Genomic DNA, 18581 nt, shown 5'->3' on the forward strand with positions numbered 1-18581 from the left:
GCTCATGCAAGTGCCGCCACCATCGCCTGCTCCAGGGACTGGGCCGGATCGTTGCGGATTGCCGCCAAGGCGTGACCGTCCCAATCGCAATGCAGACGGCCGTCCACCAGCAGCACGGCGCGGTCGATGAAACGCTCGGCGACATCCAGTGAGTGAGTTGCCAGCAGTACGGTCGTACCGTGTTCGCGGGTCAGCTTTTGCAGGTGCAGCTTGAGTGTCCAAGCACTTGGCGGGTCCAGTCCGTTCAGCGGTTCATCCAGCACCAGCAAGGGCGGTTCGCCGAGCAGGCCCAGGGTGATGCCGAGCTTCTGCCGGGTTCCCAGCGAGTACTGACCAATGGGACGGTCGAGCACCGGCGATAGCTTGAGTGCGTCGGCGAGCAGCATGCTTGCGACCGGAATGCCGTCCAGTCCACGCGCACCGGAGAACAGCCGCAGGGCTTCGCGGCCGGTCAATAACGTCGGCAGAAGGGTCGGGTCGACCGCGAAGCCGAGCCGCGACTTCGCACGTCGAGGGTCAAGGGCCATGTCGATGCCGTCGACCAGCACCTGGCCGGTAGTCGGTGCCTGCGCGCCGACCAGACATTGCAGCAAGGTGCTCTTGCCCGAGCCATTGGGGCCAATCAAGGCCACGAACTCGCCGCATGGAAGCTGCAGGTTGATGTCGTGCAGGACTGGCTGGCGCGGATGGTAACCAAAGTACAGCCGATTGAGCTGCAGGGCCTGCGACCGGTCGGAGGGCGTGCTTGTCATCGTGTATGGAGTCATCGTGTATGGATTCTCGAATCCAGGAACAATCGCCACGCCGCCGGTAGCGCGGGAATGGCCACCAATACGACCAACACCGACCAGCCGACCAGCAAGGCCCACGAGTGCGCTGCCCCGGAAACCAGCACGCCGCATGTCGACGCACACGCACAGGCGAACAGTGGATAACGCCGCGTCGCGCGACGTTGGCGCGATGGACCTGCGGGGGTTGCGCGCAACAAGGTGCCGGCCGACGCCGCAATCCGAACCGATGCACGCAGCACCAGTCCAAGCCAGGTGGCGGATAACGCGAATACCAGCAGTCCCAACAGGACCAGCGGTGATCCTCCCACGGGGAGCAACAGCAATGCCGCGCATACCGGCATCGCGCTTGCGCCGGTCCGCCAGCGGAGCCGCACCTCGCGCCGCTGCCAGTCGGACAGGTGTGGCAACTGACGGTCCTGCAACCACTCGGTGTTGAAAAATGCCCGGCGGGTACGGACATGGACGTGAACGAACCCGGCAATGGCCGCGCGTGGTCGACGTAGCACTACGACCAGCGCCGCCGCGGCGCCAACGATGGCCGCCAGTGCGGCGCTGCAGCTGACGAAGCCGATATCGCCATGCGCACCCAGCGCGCTGAGCGCGCCCACGGCCAACGCAAGAGCCAGCAAGTAGAAGGCCGTAACGGTGCCGGCGACGATGCACAGCGTAATCACCCGGCTGCGGGGGTCGATGGGCATGGCCGCCCACCATCCGTCGCGTAGTTGCGCGGCAACCGCCTGCAGTCGCATGTTGACCAGCACGTAGCTGCCGATGCCGACGATCGATGCGCACAGCAGCGGCCAGTTCAGCAGTGGCGTCAACAGAGACTGGCTTGCGGCGGCAAAAGAGGTGTCGTTGGCGCGGGACCAGCCGGCGCCCAGCGCGGTGGCAAACCCCAGTCCCAACCCGATCAGCGCTACTGGTACCCACACCGACGCCAGCCGGCGGCGCAGGACGATCGCGGATTCGGCAAACCAGGGGTGCCACGGAGGGATCAGGGACGACATGCGGGCTTGGATCACAGGGAACCGGGCGGCTTGGAAAGCGACTCGAGTCCGCCGGTCACGTCAGTCGTATCCCGCCGACATGGACCGCTTGCGCCAGATCACCACCCAGCCAGTAGCCCAGCTCGGAAGGATGGTTGATCCGCCATTGCACGAAGTCCCCCCGGGCGCCGACTTCCAGCACGCCGCGATCGTGCAGGCCCAAGGCGCGCGCCGCGTGCACGGTGGCGCCGCGTAGTGCCTGCTCCGGTGTCAACCGGAAGTGGGTACAGGCCAGCTGCATCGCCTGGCGCAGCGACATCAGCGGCGAGGTGCCGGGGTTGCAGTCGGTGGCGACGGCCATGGCCACGCCGTGTTCGCGAAGGGCATCCAGCGGGGGCAGGGTGGTTTCGCGTAGTACATGGAACGCGCCCGGCAGCAGCACTGCGACTGCCCCGGCATCCGCCATCGCACGGATGCCGGCGTCACTGCTGTGTTCGATATGGTCGGCCGACAGGCCACCGAACTCGGCCACCAGTCCGGCACCGCCCAGGTCGCTCAGCTGGTCGGCGTGCAGCTTGACCGGCAGGCCGAGCGCGCTCGCAGCCTTGAACACGCGGCGAGTCTGTTCCGGGTTGAAACCGATGCCTTCGCAGAATGCATCGACCGCGTCGACCAGTCCCTCGGCGTGCAGCTGCGGCATCCACTCGATCACCGCGTCGATGTAGTCATCGCCGCGGCCCTCGAACTCCGGGGGCAATGCATGCGCGGCGAGATAGGTGGTGCGCACGGTGATGCCCAGGGTGTCGCCGATCTGCCGGGCGACCCGCAGCATCTTGCGTTCGTTGTCGAAGTCCAGCCCGTAGCCGGACTTGATCTCCACGGTGGTCGCGCCATCGGCCAGCAACGCACGCGCGCGCGGCAATGATTGTCGTAGCAGCTCGGCTTCGTCAGCCGCTCGCACCGCGCGCACGGTGGACAGGATGCCGCCGCCTGCCTGGGCGATCTCCTGATAGCTGGCACCCTGCAGGCGCAACTCGAACTCGCGCGCGCGGTCACCGGCAAACACCAGGTGGGTGTGGCAATCGACCAGGCCGGGGGTGATCCAGCCATCGGCCTGGACGACCTCCCGGGCCAGCATCGATGGCTCGCCTGGCAGCTCGCTGCGCGCACCGGCATAGGTGATGAGACCGTCCTTCCAACCCAGTGCGCCGTCGGTGATCTCGCCGTAACCGGTGTCGCCCATCAAGGTCGCCAACGAGGCGCCAATCATCAGCCCATCCCATCGGGAGTCGGAGTCGGCGTGGTCATCGGGGCAGGGGCGTGCGTGCGGCGTCGCGTGATGTGTGCTCATGGCCCCATTGTAAAGAGACCGCCAGCGGTCGCCAGATCCGTGTCGACGCGCCACAATCGGGGCATGAGAACGATTCCAAACGCCAGGATCTGGCACCCCGATGGTTGGCGGGATGGCGTCAAACTCGACGTCGACATACACGGCCACATCACCCGCAGGCAACACGGCGGTACCACCGACCAGCGCGTGTTGCCGGGAGTTGCCAACCTGCATTCGCATGCGTTCCAGCGCGCGATGGCGGGCATGGCCGAGCGTCAGACCAACCCTGACGACTCGTTCTGGACCTGGCGCGAGGCGATGTATCGCTTCGCCGGCCGCTTCACGCCCGAAGCGCTGCACGCGGTGGCGGCGCAGTTGTACAGCGAGATGCTGGAAGCGGGCTACACCACCGTTTGCGAGTTCCACTACCTGCACCACGCGCCCGATGGCAAGCCCTATGCGGACCCTGCGGCGATGTCACATGCGTTGATCGCTGCCGCGCACGACGTGGGCATCCGCATGACCCTGCTGCCAGTGCTGTACATGACCGGTGGCTTTGACGGACGCGCACTCGACGCACGGCAGAAGCGGTTTGGCCACGACGTGGAAAGCTACCTGCGACTGCTGGACACCCTGCGTACCGAGCAGAACTCCATGCTGAAGGTCGGCTGCGCGTTGCACAGCCTGCGCGCGGTGCCGGAGCAGGCGATGAAAGAGGTCATCGCGGCATTGCCGGGTGACAGCCGCATCCACATCCATATTGCCGAGCAGACCGCGGAGGTCGATGAGTGCCTGCAGGTGCGCGGCGCGCGGCCGGTGCAATGGCTGCTCGACCATGCAGGCGTCGACCGGCGCTGGACCCTGGTGCATGCGACCCACCTGGACGACGCCGAGTTGGCCGGCATCGCCGAATCGGGCGCCACCGTTGCACTGTGTCCGACCACCGAGGCGAACCTCGGCGACGGGCTGTTCCGGCTGGCCGACTACATCGATGCCGGAGGCCGTTGGGGCATCGGGTCGGACTCCAACATCTCGGTATCGCCGGTCGAGGAACTGCGCTGGCTGGAGTACGGCCAGAGGTTGTCCACCCGGCGGCGCAATATCGCCGTGACCAGCGCGTCCCCGAGCGTGGGTGAAACCCTGGTGCATGGCGCGGTCGCCAGCGCCGCCGACTCGACCGGCCATGCGATCGGTCGCCTGGCCGAGGGTGAGTTTGCCGACGCGGTGGTGCTGGATGTCGGCGCGCCGCAATTTATCGGTGCCCGGGACGAGGACGCGATTGATCGATGGGTGTTTGCCGGCAACCGCCCGCTGGTGCGCGAGACCTGGGTGGACGGCCGATGCGTGGTCGAGAACGGTCGCCACTTCCATGCCGACGCCATCCTTTCGCATTGCCGGAGCGAAATCGAGCGGATGCTCGCCGACAATTAGCCGACTGGTCGAGCAAGTCGATCGAACAAGTCGGGTCAGGCGGAGGCAAACAGGTCGACGCGTGGCAGCACCCCCTCCAACTCAAGCAGGAATTGCTTGGTCGGCAGGCCGCCGCCGAAGCCGGTCAGGCTGCCGTCAGCGCCGATCACACGGTGGCAGGGCAGCACGATCGGCAGCGGGTTGCGGCCGTTGGCGCCGCCGACGGCACGCATGGCCGTTGGCCGGCCGACGCGGCCGGCGAGTTGCGCATAGCTGACGGTCTCGCCATAGGGAATCGTCGCCAGGGTGAACCAGACTTCACGTTGGAATTCCGTGCCACGCGGTGCCAGCGGCAGGTCGAAGCGCTCGCGTTCGCCGCGGAAGTACTCGTCCAGTTGCGCATGCGTTGCGTCGAGTACCGCATGCTCGCCTTCCGTCCAATCGTCGGTGCGCTTGATGTGATGGCGCGATTGCTGGAACTCGACCAGTCGCAGGCCGTCGTCGTCGGCGGCCAGCAGCAGCGGGCCGACCGGACTGTCGATAGTGGTGTAGGTGGTCATGGGAGGGCTCCGGGTTCGGGCACGGTGTCGCGCCACAGGTGGATCACCGAGTACGCGCGCCAGGGACGCCACGCCTCGGCGCGCGCGAGCAGGTTGCGGGCGGTCAGCGGCGTCGCGTCATCGCTGGCCACGCGGCGCAGGATCAGGTCCTCGGCGGGGAACGCATCGGGGTGGCCGAGCGCACGCATCGCGATGTAGTGCGCGGTCCACGGCCCGATGCCCGGCAACGCGACCCAGCGTGCGACGAAATCCTCCAGCGTGCGTTCGGGGCGGAAGTCAACCCGGCCATCGAGCAGCGCGCGGGCCAGGTTGCGGATCGTTTCAGCCCGTGCACGGGTAACGCCGATCGTAGACAGGTCGGCATCGGCCAATGCTTCGGCGGTCGGGAAAACGTGCTCCAGACCCGGCGCGAACGGCGCGTCCAGCGGCTGCCCGTACCGGTGCGCCAATCGCGTGGCCAGCGTGCGTGCCGCGGCCACGCTGACCTGCTGGCCGAGCACCGCGCGCACCGCGATCTCGAAGCCGTCCCAGCCGCTGGGCAGACGCAGGCCGGGACGTTTTTGCAGCAATGGCCGCAGCTTCGGATCGGCCGACAAGGTGGCGGCAATGGTCTGCGGGTCGGCGTCCAGATCGAACATCCGCCGCAGTCGCGCGACGATCGACAGCAGCCGCGTCGAACCGACGCCGTGGACCTGCAGTCGCAGCGCGTGGGCGCCACCCGGCCAGGCGCTGATCCGCAGCCAGCCCGGCGGCGCCAGAGGGGTGTCGTCGGGCGGCGCGATCACCCGTGCATAACTGTTGCCATCGACCACTTCCACGCCGGGCAGCGCGCGGGTGCCAAGGAACGCCAGCATCGACGCGAAATCGTAGGGCGGGCGGTAGCCCAGCCGCAAGGTCAGTACCTGGTTGTCATTGTGGTTGTCGTTGTCACGCGGAAGCTTACGCAGCTCGCGTGGCGCCATCCGGTAAGCCTCGCGGAACGTGGTGTTGAAGCGGCGCAGACTGCCGAACCCAGCCGCCATCGCGACTTCGGTGACCGGCAGCGTGGTTTCGGTCAACAGCTGTTTGGCGAACAACAGCCGCCGGGTGGCGTGCACCCCAAGCGGCGCGGCGCCCAGATGCTCGACAAACAAACGCCGCAGTTGCCGCTCGCCCAGACCGACGCGGTCGGCCAGCGTCGCCAGCGGCGCATCGGCCAGCGCGCCCTGCTCGATCAGCCTGAGCGCGCGTGCCACCGTCGCATCGCCACGGTTCCAGCCGTCGTCACCGGGGGATAATTCCGGCCGGCAGCGCAGGCAGGGCCGGAACCCGGCGGATTCCGCCGCCGCGGCACTGCGGTAATAGTTCACGTTTTCGCGCTTGGGGACCGGCGCCGGGCATACCGGGCGGCAATAGATCCCGGTGCTGGTGACGGCGGTGAAGAACAGTCCGTCGAAACGCGCGTCGCGGCTCAGTCGCGCCTGCTCGCAGACCCGCACGTCAGGCGTGCCTGGCGCTTCGGCGATGGCGGTGGGGATTACGTCAGCATTTGGCGAGGACATGGGTGCAGGCTAGCACCGGAACCGGCCGCAGACTCGCCGGATTCGGACATCAATGATGCCGCGACATCCGCCTCCCCGCATCGGTTTACTTCGGCGCCGGCGCGGCCACCTTCAACGTGCTCATCGCGTCGTCATCGCCGTCATTTGCCGCCGGCTCCAGGCCGACCAGCTTCATCAGCAGCGGGTACACGTCGACGTTGTCGAACGCGGGCACCTTGGCGTGTTCGCGGAATGCTGGGCCGTGGGCGATGAAGATCGCCCGCATCGATGGCAGTGCCGGGTCGAATCCGTGAGAGCCGCGGGTGTCCGTCTGCGGGCGGTTGGCGATCCATTCGCGTCGACGCGCATCCCACCCTTCGTCCATCTGGCACACGATCGCCGGTATCCGTGGGTGGGTGCCGTAGTGCCAGCGCGCCGGCAGCTCGGCCTTGCGCCAGCACTGGTAATGATCGTGCTCCTTCAACAACCGGGCCTCGGCCATCGCGGTGCGACCGGGCAATGGTGCGAAACCAACCGACTGGCCCGCAGACACCATCTTCGCGTCGTCCGGGTCCACCATGTCCTCGATCGCCACGTGATGGTCCGGTGCCACCGCCGCCATGCCATGGTCGGATACCACCACAAGATTCACCTGCGACGCCTGGCCGCGCGCGGCCAGGCCGTCCAGTAATCGACCGATCGCCGCGTCGACATCGCTGATCGCTGCACGCACTTCCGGCGAGTCCGGCCCGTGCCCGTGGCCGGCGCTGTCCACGGCTTCGAAATACAGCGTGACAAAACGGGGCCGGCTGGATGCCGGCTTCGCCAGCCAGCCCAGCACCGTGTCAACGCGCACGTCCATCGCCAGGTCCCCGTCGAACGGCAACCATTGCGTCGCCTGGACGCCGGTGATGGCCGCCTCGCTACCGGGCCAGAACAACGTTGCCGCCGGCAGCCCGGCGTTCTCGGCCGCGACCCACACCGGCTCGCCGTCTTCCCACCAGCGTCCATCGCTGACCGCTTCCCGATTGCCGAGGCTGAAATCCCCCAGCGCGGCATCGTGCATGGTGTTGTGGACAATGCCGTGATGATCCGGACGCAGGCCGGTGACGATGGAGTAATGGTTGGGGAAGGTAAGGCTGGGGTAGGACGGGGTCATCCATTCCGCCTGCACGCCTTCGCCTGCCAGCCGGGTCAGGTTCGGGGTGATGCCCAGATCCAGGTAATCAGCGCGGAAACCGTCGATCGAGACCAGTACGACCGTGGCTGGCGGAGCGATGGCCGGGTCATCGGGACGCGTGGCCTGCGAGCCGGGGAACGTGCCGCAAGCCACCAGTGACAGGGCAGAAAGAGTGAGCAGGACGGCCCGTGCCGTCGATTTGATCGAATGCATGAGTCAATCCTAGCGACGCGATGTTGCAACTCGAAGTGCCGAAAGGCTGAAAACCCCATGAATACGGGTCGTGCCATAACCGCATACACAACACGGCGGGCGTAGGGTAAAGGCTGATTCAGCCCCTCCAGCAACCTCGTGGTGACGTCATGAAAATCCTGGCCCTGAGTGTATTGATCGCCCTGCCGGTCTGCGTCGCACAGGCCGGCGAGCCGGTCCCTGCCAGCGCTCAAGCCGTGGCGGCGCAGGCCGAAGTGAGCGAGCGTGATGCCCGCCACAATTGCATGCGTTATACCGGCAGCCATATTGTCCAGAGCAGAACCGAGCGTGCGAAGCGCGTAGCGCGTGCCGATGACACAGATGCAGATCACGAGCAGATGGATCATAAGCGCGTCGCCTCGCTGGAGCCGGAGGATTGCGTGAATGCCAATGGCCGCGTCTATAGCCGCTCCGACCTGAGCCGCACCGGTGAGGTGGATCTTGCCGATGCACTGCGCAAGCTCGACCCCGCCATCCGCTGACCCCGGCACGCAGAAAAACGGACTTCGTTACTCGGCGCCAGCGCCCGGCCGCCTGTCGGGTGCGGTGCGATAATGGGACTTTCCGTCTTCGTACAGGAAGTTGCCGATGTCCACCCCCGCTGCTCACACACGTGTCGACCCCAGCCGTGTCATCCGTGCCCCGCGTGGCAATCAGCTCAACTGCAAGTCGTGGCTGACCGAAGCCCCGTACCGGATGCTGCAGAACAACCTGGACGCGGAGGTCGCCGAGAACCCGACCGAGCTGGTGGTCTACGGCGGCATCGGCCGCGCCGCGCGCGACTGGGAGTCGTACGACGCGATTTTGGAATCGCTGCGGAACCTCGAAGACGACGAGACCCTGCTGGTGCAATCCGGCAAGCCGGTCGGCATCTTCCGCACCCACCCCGACGCCCCGCGCGTGCTGATCGCCAACTCCAATCTCGTCCCGCACTGGGCCACCTGGGAGCACTTCAACGAGCTCGATAAGAAGGGCCTGATGATGTACGGCCAGATGACCGCTGGCAGCTGGATCTACATCGGCAGCCAGGGCATCGTCCAGGGCACCTACGAGACGTTCGTGGAGATGGGTCGCCAACATTACGGCGGCGATCTCAAGGGTAAGTGGATCCTGACCGCCGGCCTGGGCGGCATGGGCGGCGCGCAGCCGCTGGCGGCCAGTCTGGCCGGCGCCTGCAGCCTCAACATCGAGTGCCAGCAGAGCCGCATCGACATGCGCCTGAAGACCCGCTACGTCGACGAGCAGGCGAGCGACCTGGATGACGCGCTGGCCCGTATCGCCAAGTACACCGCCGCCGGCGAAGCCAAGTCGATTGCGTTGCTGGGCAACGCCGCGGAGATCCTGCCGCAGCTGATTGAGCGCGGCGTGCGCCCCGACGCCGTCACCGACCAGACCAGCGCCCACGACCCCGTGCACGGCTACCTGCCGATTGGCTGGAGCGTGGAGCAGTGGCTCACCGGGCAGAAGCAGCACCCCGAGAAAGTTCGCGACGCCGCCAAGCAATCCATGCGTGTCCACGTCGAAGCGATGCTCGCATTCGAGAAGATGGGTATCCCGACCTTCGACTACGGCAACAACATCCGCCAGATGGCGTTCGACGAAGGCTGCAGCAACGCCTTCGACTTCCCCGGCTTCGTTCCCGCCTACGTGCGCCCGCTGTTCTGCAAGGGCATCGGCCCGTTCCGCTGGGTGGCGCTGTCCGGCGACCCCGAGGACATCTACAAGACCGACGCCAAGGTCAAGGAACTGATCCCCGACGACGCCCACCTGCACAACTGGCTGGACATGGCCCGCGACCGGATCGACTTCCAGGGCCTGCCCGCGCGCATCTGCTGGGTCGGCCTTGGCCTGCGCGACAAGCTCGGCCTGGCGTTCAACGAGATGGTGCGCAACGGCGAGCTGAAAGCACCGGTGGTGATTGGCCGCGACCACCTCGACAGCGGCTCCGTCGCCAGCCCCAACCGCGAGACCGAGTCGATGATGGACGGCAGCGACGCCGTGTCCGACTGGCCACTGCTCAACGCCATGCTCAACGTCGCCGGCGGCGCGACCTGGGTCAGCCTGCACCACGGCGGTGGCGTCGGCATGGGCTACAGCCAGCACAGCGGCATCGTCATCGTCTGCGACGGCACCGAGGCCGCCGACAAGCGCATCGCGCGCGTGTTGTGGAACGACCCGGCCACCGGCGTGATGCGGCATGCGGATGCGGGTTATCAGATCGCGAAGGCGTGTGCGAAAGAGCAGGGGTTGAAGCTGCCGATGCTCGGCCGGGAGGATTAAGCCGCAACCCGCTCCAGTACGATGATGCCGTTGCACTCATTGCGCCCACGGGGCGCTGTCATCACATCAGGGGGAAGGGGAATGAAGAAGTGGATCGTAGCGGCCTCGGTGGCCGTGGTTTTTGTCATGGGCATGGGCGTGGGTTACGGCGCGAAACGCGAGCCAGCGCCGGCGGACTACCACGACAAGGATGCACGTGAAGCGGCGCATACGCTGCTCGACATCGCCCTCGCGCAGGCAGGCGAGAACGGCAGCTGGGAGCGCATCGGGGTGGGCCGGGTTTATTACCTCGGCGGGTTCAAGGCAGAAGGGCAGGCGATCTTCGACGCGCTGCTGACTGGCAAGCACGAGGACAGCGACGTGTTCCGTATCGCCCGCGTCTACCAGGAAGCAGGCGAGTGGGAGAAAGCACGGCCGCTGTTCGACCGCTACCTGCTCGACAACCCGAAGGACGAGAAGGACCTGGCCGAAGTCGGCACCTACTACCTGCTCGAGGGTGACCGCGCGACGGCGGAGCAGTTGTTCGACCGCTCGTACGCGATCGAGCGCAAAGAGCTGTGGGCCACGCTCGATATCGCCGGCGCCTACCTGGGGGTTGCACCTCAACACTGATCGGGCGACCCGGGGCTGTCGACTTCCGACAGCCCCGCCGTCACTTCCTGGGGTTTCCCACGTGCGTCAATCCTTCGCGGTGCCGATGACCTCGCCGGTGGCCGGATCGATCTTGAGTTCGACATCCATACCCTGCGGATCGTCGGCCTCGGCATTCCAGATGCCGTCTTCGTAGTCGACGTCATGCACGTTGACGTAGCCGGCCGCCGCGAGCTGCGCGCGCACGTCGGCTTCGCTCATTTGCGCGACCTGGGTGTCAGGGTAGATTTTGCCGGTCGCGGGGTCGATCCGCACCTCCGTCCGGTTGCCGTCGGCGCTGCGCGCATCGGCCTTCCATACGCCATCTTCGAACTCCACGTCATTGACCTTGGTGTAACCCTCGGCCGTGAGCTGCGCGCGTACGTCCTGCTCGGTCAGCGCGTCCTGTGCGATCGCAGCGGTGGATGCGCAGGCGGCGGCCAGCGCCAAGGTCAGAACAGTGAGCTTTTTCATACATCCTCCGGGCTAGTGGAATCACCGGTTGAGCATTCACGCGCGCGGATCAATCCGAGGTGAAGGTCCTGGGCAGTCGATGCGCCCGATTCATCTTCAAGCCGGGGTCTACGTACCGGTCATGCTTGACTGCGTAACGTAGTACGGAGGCCAACCGGACGCACTTCGAGGTCGGGCACAAAGTACGCCAGACCATCGATGAGCTGGGCGGCACCATGCGGAACAGCTGCCGGCGCCCGACAGCAGCATCGGGCAACTGGCATCAGCGAAGAAGAAGCAGCTGAAGAAGCCATAGATCATCCGCCCACCGTCGGATGGCATCGGATTGGTCCTCGGGGCCGGGGTGGCGCTAAAAATGGCTGGCGATGCCGGTGTTCCGGGTATCGCTGCTCAGGCTTGTTGGCCGTGGGCACGATGATAGGCAACAAGCGCATTGGCGTGCCCATGGCCCATCTCGTGCTCCGACTTGAGAAGGGCGACCATTTCGCCGTGCTTCTTGCCTTTCATCGCATCCACCACCGCCAGCCAGTGACTGATGGGTTTGCCATAGTTCTTCTCTATGGACGGAAAGTAGGACGCGGGGCCTTTTACCTTTTGATCATCTGGCATTTTCGGATCCACCCAGCTCTACAACGGGTTGGAACCCGCCATAGATCATCCGCGCGCCGTCGAACGGCATCGGGTTGGTCTCTGGATCCATCCGCGGGTCTTTCATCATCTTCTCCATGCCAGCGTCGCGGGTCGGTTTGTCGGGCCATTCGATCCAGGAGAAGACGATCGTCTCGTCTTCCTTGCCCTGCACCGCGCGCTGGAAGTCGGTCTGCTTGCCGGCCGGGACGTCGTCGCCCCAGCACTCGACCACGCGGGTGGCGCCGTATTCCATGAACACCGAATCGCCGGTTTTGGCGTGGTCGATGAATTTCTGCTTGTTCGCGGTCGGAACCGCGATGACGAAGCCGTCGATGTAGGACATGTCGTGTCTCCTTCTTTGCGGGGGGTGTCGTGAAACGACGAACGACGGGGCGGGAAATCGACACCCGTCAGTACCGGCAGGCCACTTTGCCGGATCGTCATGCCGACGCAGACATGGCGACGGTCCGTTCCATCCGGGGCTGTGCCAATCCCGACCGATCGTCCTAAGCTGGGCCATTCCATACATTGACCAGGAGCCGCCGTGCCCGACCTGTCCGCCTTCCCGATCACCCGCCGTTGGCCGGCGCAACATCCCGAGCGCATCCAGCTTTACTCGCTCAATACGCCCAACGGGGTGAAGGCCTCGATCATGCTCGAGGAGACCGGGCTGCCGTACGAGCCGCATCTGGTCGACATCATGCAGGACGAGAGCCACACGCCCGGGTTCCTGTCGCTCAATCCCAACGGCAAGATCCCCGCGATCATCGATCCGGACGGGCCGGGCGGGCAGCCGCTGGGATTGTTCGAGTCCGGTGCGATCCTGCTGTACCTGGCCGACAAGACCGGCCGCTTCATCCCGGCCGATCCGGCGCAGCGTTGGGAAACCATCCAGTGGGTGTTCTTCCAGATGGCGTCGATCGGGCCGATGTTCGGCCAGCTCGGGTTCTTCAACAAGTTCGGCGGCAAGGACATCGAGGATCCGCGTCCGAAGCAGCGCTACGTCGACGAGTCCAAACGCCTGCTGGGCGTGCTCGATGCGCGGCTCGACGGCCGTACGTGGCTGATGGGTGACGACTACACCATCGCCGACATCGCCACCCTGGGCTGGGTGAACAACCTGATCACGTTCTACGAGGCGCGCGAGCTGGTCGGCTATGACGGCTTTGCCCATGTCGATGCCTGGTTGCAGCGTGGACTGGCGCGCCCGGCCGTCCAGCGTGGGCTTGCGATCCCGTCGCGCGGGGAATAAAGCCGGTCTGAGCGGCGATGCCGGACCGTCCCTAGGTGCGCCGGGGTTTCGTGCGTTTGCGCGGGCGCGTCTTGCCGCTGCGGGCGGGGGTGGGTGGTTCCAGCACGCCATCCTCCTGCAGCTGCTCCATCCATGACAGCGCATCGACGTAGCCGATGAAGTGCTGCAGATAGCCCGGTGAGGCGTCGTGCATCAGGCGCATCGCGCGGTGTAGCAGGGCGCTGGAATGCAGTGGGCCGGCATCCTCGGGGACCGCAGCCAGGGATCGGCGCAGTTGGCTGTCGGTGCGGACGCGATTCCACAGTTGCTGGAACTCGGCCAATGCCGGTAGCGCTGCGTGGGTCGGCGGTGCCGGGGCTGCCGCGTGGTCCGGGTGGGGAAGCGGTTCGGCGGGTCCGCGAGTCGCGTCGATATGGTCGAGCAATGCGCGCAGCGGGCTGGGTGCCGGGACGTCGGCGCTTTCTCCCGGGCCCGCGTGGTCGGCACCCTGCTCGCGCCGGGCGTTGAGCTGCGGGCGGACGTCGGTCGCCTTATCCGGCATCGGGCGCGGAGCTCGTGTTGGACCGGGGAATCGGGGCGATTTCCACGCGGCGGTTCCTCGCCCGCCCGGCTTCGTCGGCGTTGGAGCTGACCGGTTGCTCGGCCCCGAATGCGGCGGCGAACACCGAGGAGGCCGGTACGCCATCGGCGATCAGGCTGCGGGTGACGGTCATGGCACGCGCGGCGGACAGTTCCAGGTTGTCGGCGAAGCGGCGGTTGCTGCCCAGCACCGGCCGGTCATCGGTGAAGCCGCTCACCATCAGGATCTCATCGCGCGATTGCAGGTAGTCCGACAGCGGCGCGGCAATACTCCGCAGGATGTCGCGGCCTTTGGGCTGGAGCTGGTCGGAGTTGAGCGCGAACAGCACGCTGCCGCTGATCCCGATGCGGCCGTTGATGACGGTGACACGACCGGTAGCCAACGGTGCGGCAAGGGCCTGCTCCAGGGTCTTTAGCCGTTGCGCTTCGGCCTGGCGTTGCCTGACCGCTTCGTCCAGCTGGTTGGACAGCTGCAGCTGCACGCCGATGACGCCGGCCAGGATCAGCACGAAGGCACCCAGCAGCACCGCCATCAGGTCGCCAAACGCGGCCCAGGTGGTCGAGGTGGATTCGTCATCCAGTTCGATCTCGTCGCTCATCCGGTTTACGCCTCGGCTGCTGTGCGCGAGGTGGCGAGGTGTTGCAGCTCGCCGATGATCTGCTTCTGCGACAGCAGGCTCAGGTCGACCACCTCCCGCGCCTGGGCGACGTAGTAGGCCAGTTGCTCGTCGCTGCGGCTCATCGACTTGTCGAGTGCGGTCTCGATGTGCTGCAGGCGCTCGGCCAGGGCGTCGGTCGACGTGCCGAACACCTGCACTGCTGCGCCGAAGGCATCGCCGAGGCTGGCCACTTCGACCGCCCCGGCGCTGACATGCGCCGCCGCGGTGGACTGCTCGGTGGAGGCGTGGTTGACGGCATTCAGCAGCGTTTCAAGCGAGCCCAGCAGACGGGTGCGCTCTTCGACCATGACGCCGAACGCGTCGGTCCATTGCGCCAGCCGGTGCTGGTCGCGCGACTCCATCTGCGTTTGCAGCTGTGCATGTGCCTGCTGCAGGACGTGGACGAGCGCGCCGGCACGATCATCGAAGTTTGTCGCGGCAGTGGCGAGCGCCTGCTCGTTGCGAGCCGCAAGCTGTTCATTGAGGGTTTGCTGGCGTGCCAGCGTGCCGCCCAGATCTGCGACGAGGGTGTTGTTGGCTTGCCGCTGCTCGGCCACGGCGGCGGTCCAGTGCTCGGCGACGGCGCTGGTCACTGTCTCGATGCCGGTCGACAGCCCGTCCAGTTGCTGCTGTACCGCTTGGCTGACCTGGGTGTGCAGCGATGCGGTTTCGCGCGCGAGGCCGGCCATCGTGGTCGTCACCACCGGTTGCAGCGCGGCAACGACGGCTTGGGCGTTGTCGCTGACGCCGGTCTTCAGGGTCTGCTCCAGCGAGGCGGCCAGGCGCTCATGGGACGCCTCGGCGCGGGCGTGGAATTCCTGTTGCTGGGTGGCCAGCCGTTCGCTGGCGGTGAGGTTGTGCTGCTCAAGGCTGGTCATCATCGACTGCAGCCGGTCGACCAGCGTCGGCATCAAGGCGGTCTGTTGTTGCAGCAGTTGGAAAGCTTCGTCACGCCGCCAGGCTTGTGAGTGCGGGCGCAGGGTGGTCGCGACTTCCACGTCGAGCTGCTGCACCGCTTGCAGCCGTTCGCGCCGGCACAACGCGGACAGCAGGCCGAGCATGGCCGAGCTGGCCACGCCGGCGATCGAGGTGCCGAACGCAAAGGCCAGGCCCTTTACCGGTGCGCCGAGGGAGCCACGGATCGCCGCCAGATCGCTCGCGCTTTCCAGCGCCAGGCCAGTGCCGCGCAGGGTCGCCATCATGCCCATCAGCGTGCCAAGCATGCCCAGCAGCACCAGCAGGCCGACCAGATACGGTGTCAACGCCGGGCCCGGCAGCGGCACGCGCTCACCTTCAATCCGCAACCGCACCGCATTGCGCAGGCTCGGGTGGAGACGGCCGAGCCAGTCGCCAAGGTCGGAGACGGCGCTGCCGGCGTCTGCCACCGCGCGTGTCAGCGTGGCGCTGGCGTGGCGGTAGCGATGCAACTCCAGCGCGCCGGCGAGGTAGCAGGCGCCGATCATCATCGTGACGCCGACCCCGAGCAGGTTGGAGCCGACATAACCCGCGCCGATCCAGCCCACAGCGAGCAGACCAAGCAGGAACACGACAAACAGAAGGGCATTTTTGGGCATTGGGGTTCCAGCTATCGGGTGCGAAGCGCTGCAAGCAGGCCTTCAACAGGGTGAAAACGCAGTTCCAGTTCGGCCAGCAGCAGGCCCTGCATGTCCTTGTGGAACCTCTCCAGCCAGGCGCCGGGCTGGACGGCACTGCTGACCGCGGAGGCTTCCGGGTCGGCCAACGGGCTCTGGCCGGCCGCGTGCAGGCGGAAAAAGTGTTGTCCCAGCAGGGCCGGCACGGTGGCCAGCAAGGTGTTCTCGCGTGGGCTCAAGGTCTGCTCCATGACCGCATCGACTTCCGCGAGCCGGGCCAGATCGACCGTCTCGTGCGTGAGCCGGTCGCGCAGCTGGCCGCGCAGGCGACCGGTCGCCGCCTGCATCGTCCGCTGCATGTCGAGATAACGGCCGCCAACGGCGGTGTAATCCACCAACGCATCGTCCACGCCGGAACCGGATGCGCCCGTGTCGACCGCAGCCGATGCCTGGTCAATGGCCTTCACCAGCGCGGTGCGAACGCGCGTGCATTCGCTTGCCTCGCTGCCGTCAAAATCCGGCACCTCGGTAGCGGCGGCGGGAACCCGGCCATCCAGTGCCCGGGACAGGCCAACCGCGCGGTTCCAGTCGATCCATTGACTCAATCGATCCGACAACGTGTGCCTGGACGGCTGGATGTCGGCATCGGTGAGACGGACCAACAGGCGGATGAATGCCGGGCCGGGAACGGGCGTCCGTGGCGGTGCCTTGGCCATGTTTTGCTGCGGCATATTCGCTGCGGCATGACCGCTTCGGAAAACGGGTAATTTTACATGCTTCCAGCACGGAGCCAGGAATGAACAGGTTCTCCGGTACCGGCGGGTTTCACGTGGCAGGCAACGGTGCCGGTATCCTGCTCGGCTCGATCATGACTCAGGAGGATTTGATGGGCCAGCCAGCAATCGTGTCTCCGGTGAGCACACCGCGGCACAGGGTGAAGTCAGGTGTGTTGGCGGTGCTGCTGGCGGCGGGATTGCCGCTGCCTGCGCTTTCGGGGGAGGCTGGATCGGGCGATAGCCCGGCCGAGGTGCACAGCGACGACGTCACCCGCTTTTTCCAGACATTCGATGCAGCCCACGGCAAGCCCGATGCCGAGGCGTTGCGACGCGGGTACCTGGACGTGGGCAGCGACGCGTTGCGCGACTTCAATGACATCCGGATCGGGTCGATGGAGCGATTGGCCCAGGCCATTGTCGACAAGCCGGCGCTGTTCGACAAAGCCCGCACCTGCGCGACGCGCTTGCCGGAGATAAGCAGTCGGGTGGTCGGCGCTTTGGCAGAGCTGGGGACGGTATTGCCGTCGGCAAGTTTCCCACCGGTTACCGTCTTGGTTGGTCGTGGCACCACCGGCGGCGTCACCACGCCGGCGGGAGTGGTCATCGGGCTGGAGACGTTGTGCAATGCCGATTGGATGCAGACCGATATCGGCGACCGGTTCGTGCATCTGATCGCGCATGAGTATGTGCACGTGCAGCAACACGGCGCCGCGGTTGAGGTTGCCGAGCCCACGCTGCTGTATCAGGTGCTGCTGGAGGGTGGGGCGGAATATGTTGGCGAGTTGATCTCCGGGCAGGTGGCCAATGCCCACCTGCAGAGCTGGGCGCGTGATCGCGAATGCACGCTTGGGCGCGAGTTCCTCGCCGACAAGGACGGTGTCGAGATGTCGCGCTGGCTCTATAACGGTCCTGGCGACGACAACCGGCGGGGCGACCTGGGGTACTGGATCGGCCATCGGATCGCCCGCGCGTACGTCACTGCTGCAGATGACCGGAAGCAGGCCATCGTCGAGCTGCTCGATGTACGTCCGGAGACCGCCGCTGCGTTGTTCGAAGCGAGCGGTTGGCAGCCTGAGTGCGACTCTGCGGTAGCCGGGTGACCGGCGCCGGGTTCACTTCTTGAACCGTTCACTGGAACCGTTCACTGGCCCCGCCCATGGCGCGCCCAGGGACGATCCCGCTATCCCAACTAGCTTGCCTATGGTGTTCATGTTTCGCGCCGTACCGGTTTTCGCGGCAGGAATCTTCAGCTTCGAATCTGCCATGCCGTCACCGTAGTGCACGTAGATCTCGCGCTTGCCGAGCGCGAGATCGTCGCTGTTGCGTCCGCTGACCTGGTCCAGCGAATCGGCGGGCGGTGCCTTGTCGAGGAAGATCGCCACCGTGCGGTTGGGTGCGGCGTTGGGGAATGGGTTGGCGGCCAACACCGCCGCCATCTCGGCGCCGGTGCGCAATGCCACGCCGATTGGTTTTCCGGCATGGCGCTGCAGGCTCGCCTCCAGCGTTTTCTTCGCCTGCGAGGCCGTTGATGCGGTGTCAAACACCACATTGCCGCTGGCGATGTAGGTGCGTACGTTCTCGAACCCGGCGTCCTCGCACAGGGTGCGCAGTTCGGTCATCGGCAGCTTGCCGGTGCCGCCGACGTTGACGGCGCGCAGGAGGGCGACGTAGGTATTCACG

20 protein-coding genes are annotated in these 18581 nt (G+C 66.3%); 6 read left to right on the forward strand and 14 right to left on the reverse strand.

Annotated elements, in window-relative coordinates; genetic code table 11:
* Nucleotides 1-2: 2 nt before the first annotated feature.
* The 3 genes from ACW7G1_RS04495 to hutI are packed head-to-tail and all read right to left on the reverse strand — an operon-like array spanning nucleotide 3 to nucleotide 3047.
* Nucleotides 3-752 (reverse strand): ABC transporter ATP-binding protein, encoded by a 750-nt coding sequence (locus ACW7G1_RS04495; RefSeq protein ID WP_456978522.1) that lies wholly within the window; start codon nucleotides 750-752, stop codon nucleotides 3-5.
* Between the two features lie 11 nt (nucleotides 753-763).
* Nucleotides 764-1798 (reverse strand): hypothetical protein, encoded by a 1035-nt coding sequence (locus ACW7G1_RS04500; RefSeq protein WP_456978524.1) that lies wholly within the window; start codon nucleotides 1796-1798, stop codon nucleotides 764-766.
* A gap of 55 nt (nucleotides 1799-1853) precedes the next feature.
* Nucleotides 1854-3047, reverse strand: a complete 1194-nt coding sequence (hutI, locus tag ACW7G1_RS04505) for an imidazolonepropionase (protein ID WP_456978848.1) — start codon at nucleotides 3045-3047, stop codon at nucleotides 1854-1856.
* A gap of 144 nt (nucleotides 3048-3191) precedes the next feature.
* Between hutI and ACW7G1_RS04510 the strand changes: the two genes are divergently transcribed.
* Nucleotides 3192-4538, forward strand: a complete 1347-nt coding sequence (locus ACW7G1_RS04510) for a formimidoylglutamate deiminase (RefSeq protein ID WP_456978525.1) — start codon at nucleotides 3192-3194, stop codon at nucleotides 4536-4538.
* Between the two features lie 35 nt (nucleotides 4539-4573).
* Here ACW7G1_RS04510 and ACW7G1_RS04515 read toward each other — a convergent pair whose 3' ends face one another.
* The 3 genes from ACW7G1_RS04515 to ACW7G1_RS04525 form a co-directional block, all read right to left on the reverse strand.
* Complete coding sequence (locus ACW7G1_RS04515; RefSeq protein WP_456978526.1) at nucleotides 4574-5077, reverse strand: methylated-DNA--[protein]-cysteine S-methyltransferase; 504 nt, start codon at nucleotides 5075-5077, stop codon at nucleotides 4574-4576.
* On the reverse strand, nucleotides 5074-6618 hold the full coding sequence (locus ACW7G1_RS04520; protein WP_456978528.1) for an AlkA N-terminal domain-containing protein: 1545 nt from the start codon (nucleotides 6616-6618) through the stop codon (nucleotides 5074-5076). The genes ACW7G1_RS04515 and ACW7G1_RS04520 overlap by 4 nt, the downstream gene beginning before the upstream one ends.
* A gap of 85 nt (nucleotides 6619-6703) precedes the next feature.
* Nucleotides 6704-7990 carry an alkaline phosphatase family protein gene (locus ACW7G1_RS04525; RefSeq protein WP_456978529.1) on the reverse strand — a complete coding sequence of 429 codons (1287 nt, stop codon included), beginning with the start codon at nucleotides 7988-7990 and terminating at the stop codon, nucleotides 6704-6706.
* A gap of 149 nt (nucleotides 7991-8139) precedes the next feature.
* Here ACW7G1_RS04525 and ACW7G1_RS04530 point away from each other — a divergent pair, with 149 nt between their 5' ends.
* The 3 genes from ACW7G1_RS04530 (at nucleotide 8140) to ACW7G1_RS04540 (ending at nucleotide 10921) form a co-directional block, all read left to right on the forward strand.
* Nucleotides 8140-8511 carry a hypothetical protein gene (locus ACW7G1_RS04530; RefSeq protein ID WP_456978530.1) on the forward strand — a complete coding sequence of 124 codons (372 nt, stop codon included), beginning with the start codon at nucleotides 8140-8142 and terminating at the stop codon, nucleotides 8509-8511.
* A 106-nt stretch (nucleotides 8512-8617) separates the two neighbouring features.
* Nucleotides 8618-10309: a urocanate hydratase gene (gene hutU, locus ACW7G1_RS04535; protein WP_456978531.1), complete on the forward strand. Its 1692-nt coding sequence runs from the start codon at nucleotides 8618-8620 to the stop codon at nucleotides 10307-10309.
* Between the two features lie 81 nt (nucleotides 10310-10390).
* Nucleotides 10391-10921 carry a tetratricopeptide repeat protein gene (locus ACW7G1_RS04540; protein WP_456978532.1) on the forward strand — a complete coding sequence of 177 codons (531 nt, stop codon included), beginning with the start codon at nucleotides 10391-10393 and terminating at the stop codon, nucleotides 10919-10921.
* A gap of 66 nt (nucleotides 10922-10987) precedes the next feature.
* Here ACW7G1_RS04540 and ACW7G1_RS04545 read toward each other — a convergent pair whose 3' ends face one another.
* From ACW7G1_RS04545 to ACW7G1_RS04555, 3 genes are all read right to left on the reverse strand, one after another.
* On the reverse strand, nucleotides 10988-11413 hold the full coding sequence (locus tag ACW7G1_RS04545; RefSeq protein ID WP_456978533.1) for a PepSY domain-containing protein: 426 nt from the start codon (nucleotides 11411-11413) through the stop codon (nucleotides 10988-10990).
* A 390-nt stretch (nucleotides 11414-11803) separates the two neighbouring features.
* Nucleotides 11804-12022, reverse strand: coding sequence for a DUF4287 domain-containing protein (locus tag ACW7G1_RS04550; protein WP_456978534.1), 219 nt, complete (start codon nucleotides 12020-12022; stop codon nucleotides 11804-11806).
* Entirely contained in the window at nucleotides 12012-12386 is a 375-nt protein-coding gene (locus tag ACW7G1_RS04555) for a DUF1428 domain-containing protein (protein WP_456978535.1), read from the reverse strand. The genes ACW7G1_RS04550 and ACW7G1_RS04555 overlap by 11 nt, the downstream gene beginning before the upstream one ends.
* 201 nt (nucleotides 12387-12587) lie before the next feature.
* Here ACW7G1_RS04555 and ACW7G1_RS04560 point away from each other — a divergent pair, with 201 nt between their 5' ends.
* Complete coding sequence (locus tag ACW7G1_RS04560) at nucleotides 12588-13295, forward strand: glutathione binding-like protein (RefSeq protein ID WP_456978536.1); 708 nt, start codon at nucleotides 12588-12590, stop codon at nucleotides 13293-13295.
* Nucleotides 13296-13326: 31 nt separating this feature from the next.
* Here ACW7G1_RS04560 and ACW7G1_RS04565 read toward each other — a convergent pair whose 3' ends face one another.
* The 4 genes from ACW7G1_RS04565 to ACW7G1_RS04580 are packed head-to-tail and all read right to left on the reverse strand — an operon-like array spanning nucleotide 13327 to nucleotide 16841.
* Nucleotides 13327-13836 carry a DUF2894 domain-containing protein gene (locus tag ACW7G1_RS04565; protein ID WP_456978537.1) on the reverse strand — a complete coding sequence of 170 codons (510 nt, stop codon included), beginning with the start codon at nucleotides 13834-13836 and terminating at the stop codon, nucleotides 13327-13329.
* Nucleotides 13826-14473, reverse strand: coding sequence for an OmpA family protein (locus ACW7G1_RS04570; RefSeq protein ID WP_456978538.1), 648 nt, complete (start codon nucleotides 14471-14473; stop codon nucleotides 13826-13828). The genes ACW7G1_RS04565 and ACW7G1_RS04570 overlap by 11 nt, the downstream gene beginning before the upstream one ends.
* A 5-nt stretch (nucleotides 14474-14478) precedes the next feature.
* Nucleotides 14479-16107 (reverse strand): DUF802 domain-containing protein, encoded by a 1629-nt coding sequence (locus ACW7G1_RS04575; RefSeq protein WP_456978539.1) that lies wholly within the window; start codon nucleotides 16105-16107, stop codon nucleotides 14479-14481.
* Nucleotides 16108-16118: 11 nt separating this feature from the next.
* Nucleotides 16119-16841 carry a DUF3348 domain-containing protein gene (locus tag ACW7G1_RS04580; protein ID WP_456978540.1) on the reverse strand — a complete coding sequence of 241 codons (723 nt, stop codon included), beginning with the start codon at nucleotides 16839-16841 and terminating at the stop codon, nucleotides 16119-16121.
* Nucleotides 16842-16921: 80 nt separating this feature from the next.
* Here ACW7G1_RS04580 and ACW7G1_RS04585 point away from each other — a divergent pair, with 80 nt between their 5' ends.
* On the forward strand, nucleotides 16922-18001 hold the full coding sequence (locus ACW7G1_RS04585; RefSeq protein ID WP_456978541.1) for a DUF2268 domain-containing putative Zn-dependent protease: 1080 nt from the start codon (nucleotides 16922-16924) through the stop codon (nucleotides 17999-18001).
* Between the two features lie 12 nt (nucleotides 18002-18013).
* Here the strand turns inward: ACW7G1_RS04585 and ACW7G1_RS04590 are convergent, their stop codons facing one another.
* Entirely contained in the window at nucleotides 18014-18580 is a 567-nt protein-coding gene (locus ACW7G1_RS04590) for a DUF1697 domain-containing protein (protein WP_456978542.1), read from the reverse strand.
* Nucleotide 18581: the final 1 nt, after the last annotated feature.

Source organism: Lysobacter sp. A378 (assembly GCF_054052125.1).

Coding starts and splice junctions, on each gene's coding strand:
- ACW7G1_RS04575 (WP_456978539.1), bottom strand. CDS start 16,107: ATGCCCAAAAATGCCCTTCTGTTTGTCGTGTTCCTGCTTGGTCTGCTC.
- ACW7G1_RS04555 (WP_456978535.1), bottom strand. CDS start 12,386: ATGTCCTACATCGACGGCTTCGTCATCGCGGTTCCGACCGCGAACAAG.
- ACW7G1_RS04515 (WP_456978526.1), bottom strand. CDS start 5,077: ATGACCACCTACACCACTATCGACAGTCCGGTCGGCCCGCTGCTGCTG.
- ACW7G1_RS04580 (WP_456978540.1), bottom strand. CDS start 16,841: ATGGCCAAGGCACCGCCACGGACGCCCGTTCCCGGCCCGGCATTCATC.
- ACW7G1_RS04545 (WP_456978533.1), bottom strand. CDS start 11,413: ATGAAAAAGCTCACTGTTCTGACCTTGGCGCTGGCCGCCGCCTGCGCA.
- ACW7G1_RS04570 (WP_456978538.1), bottom strand. CDS start 14,473: ATGAGCGACGAGATCGAACTGGATGACGAATCCACCTCGACCACCTGG.
- ACW7G1_RS04525 (WP_456978529.1), bottom strand. CDS start 7,990: ATGCATTCGATCAAATCGACGGCACGGGCCGTCCTGCTCACTCTTTCT.
- ACW7G1_RS04500 (WP_456978524.1), bottom strand. CDS start 1,798: ATGTCGTCCCTGATCCCTCCGTGGCACCCCTGGTTTGCCGAATCCGCG.
- ACW7G1_RS04510 (WP_456978525.1), top strand. CDS start 3,192: ATGAGAACGATTCCAAACGCCAGGATCTGGCACCCCGATGGTTGGCGG.
- ACW7G1_RS04550 (WP_456978534.1), bottom strand. CDS start 12,022: ATGCCAGATGATCAAAAGGTAAAAGGCCCCGCGTCCTACTTTCCGTCC.
- ACW7G1_RS04520 (WP_456978528.1), bottom strand. CDS start 6,618: ATGTCCTCGCCAAATGCTGACGTAATCCCCACCGCCATCGCCGAAGCG.
- ACW7G1_RS04565 (WP_456978537.1), bottom strand. CDS start 13,836: ATGCCGGATAAGGCGACCGACGTCCGCCCGCAGCTCAACGCCCGGCGC.
- ACW7G1_RS04495 (WP_456978522.1), bottom strand. CDS start 752: ATGACAAGCACGCCCTCCGACCGGTCGCAGGCCCTGCAGCTCAATCGG.
- hutU (WP_456978531.1), top strand. CDS start 8,618: ATGTCCACCCCCGCTGCTCACACACGTGTCGACCCCAGCCGTGTCATC.
- ACW7G1_RS04530 (WP_456978530.1), top strand. CDS start 8,140: ATGAAAATCCTGGCCCTGAGTGTATTGATCGCCCTGCCGGTCTGCGTC.
- ACW7G1_RS04540 (WP_456978532.1), top strand. CDS start 10,391: ATGAAGAAGTGGATCGTAGCGGCCTCGGTGGCCGTGGTTTTTGTCATG.
- ACW7G1_RS04585 (WP_456978541.1), top strand. CDS start 16,922: ATGAACAGGTTCTCCGGTACCGGCGGGTTTCACGTGGCAGGCAACGGT.
- hutI (WP_456978848.1), bottom strand. CDS start 3,047: ATGATTGGCGCCTCGTTGGCGACCTTGATGGGCGACACCGGTTACGGC.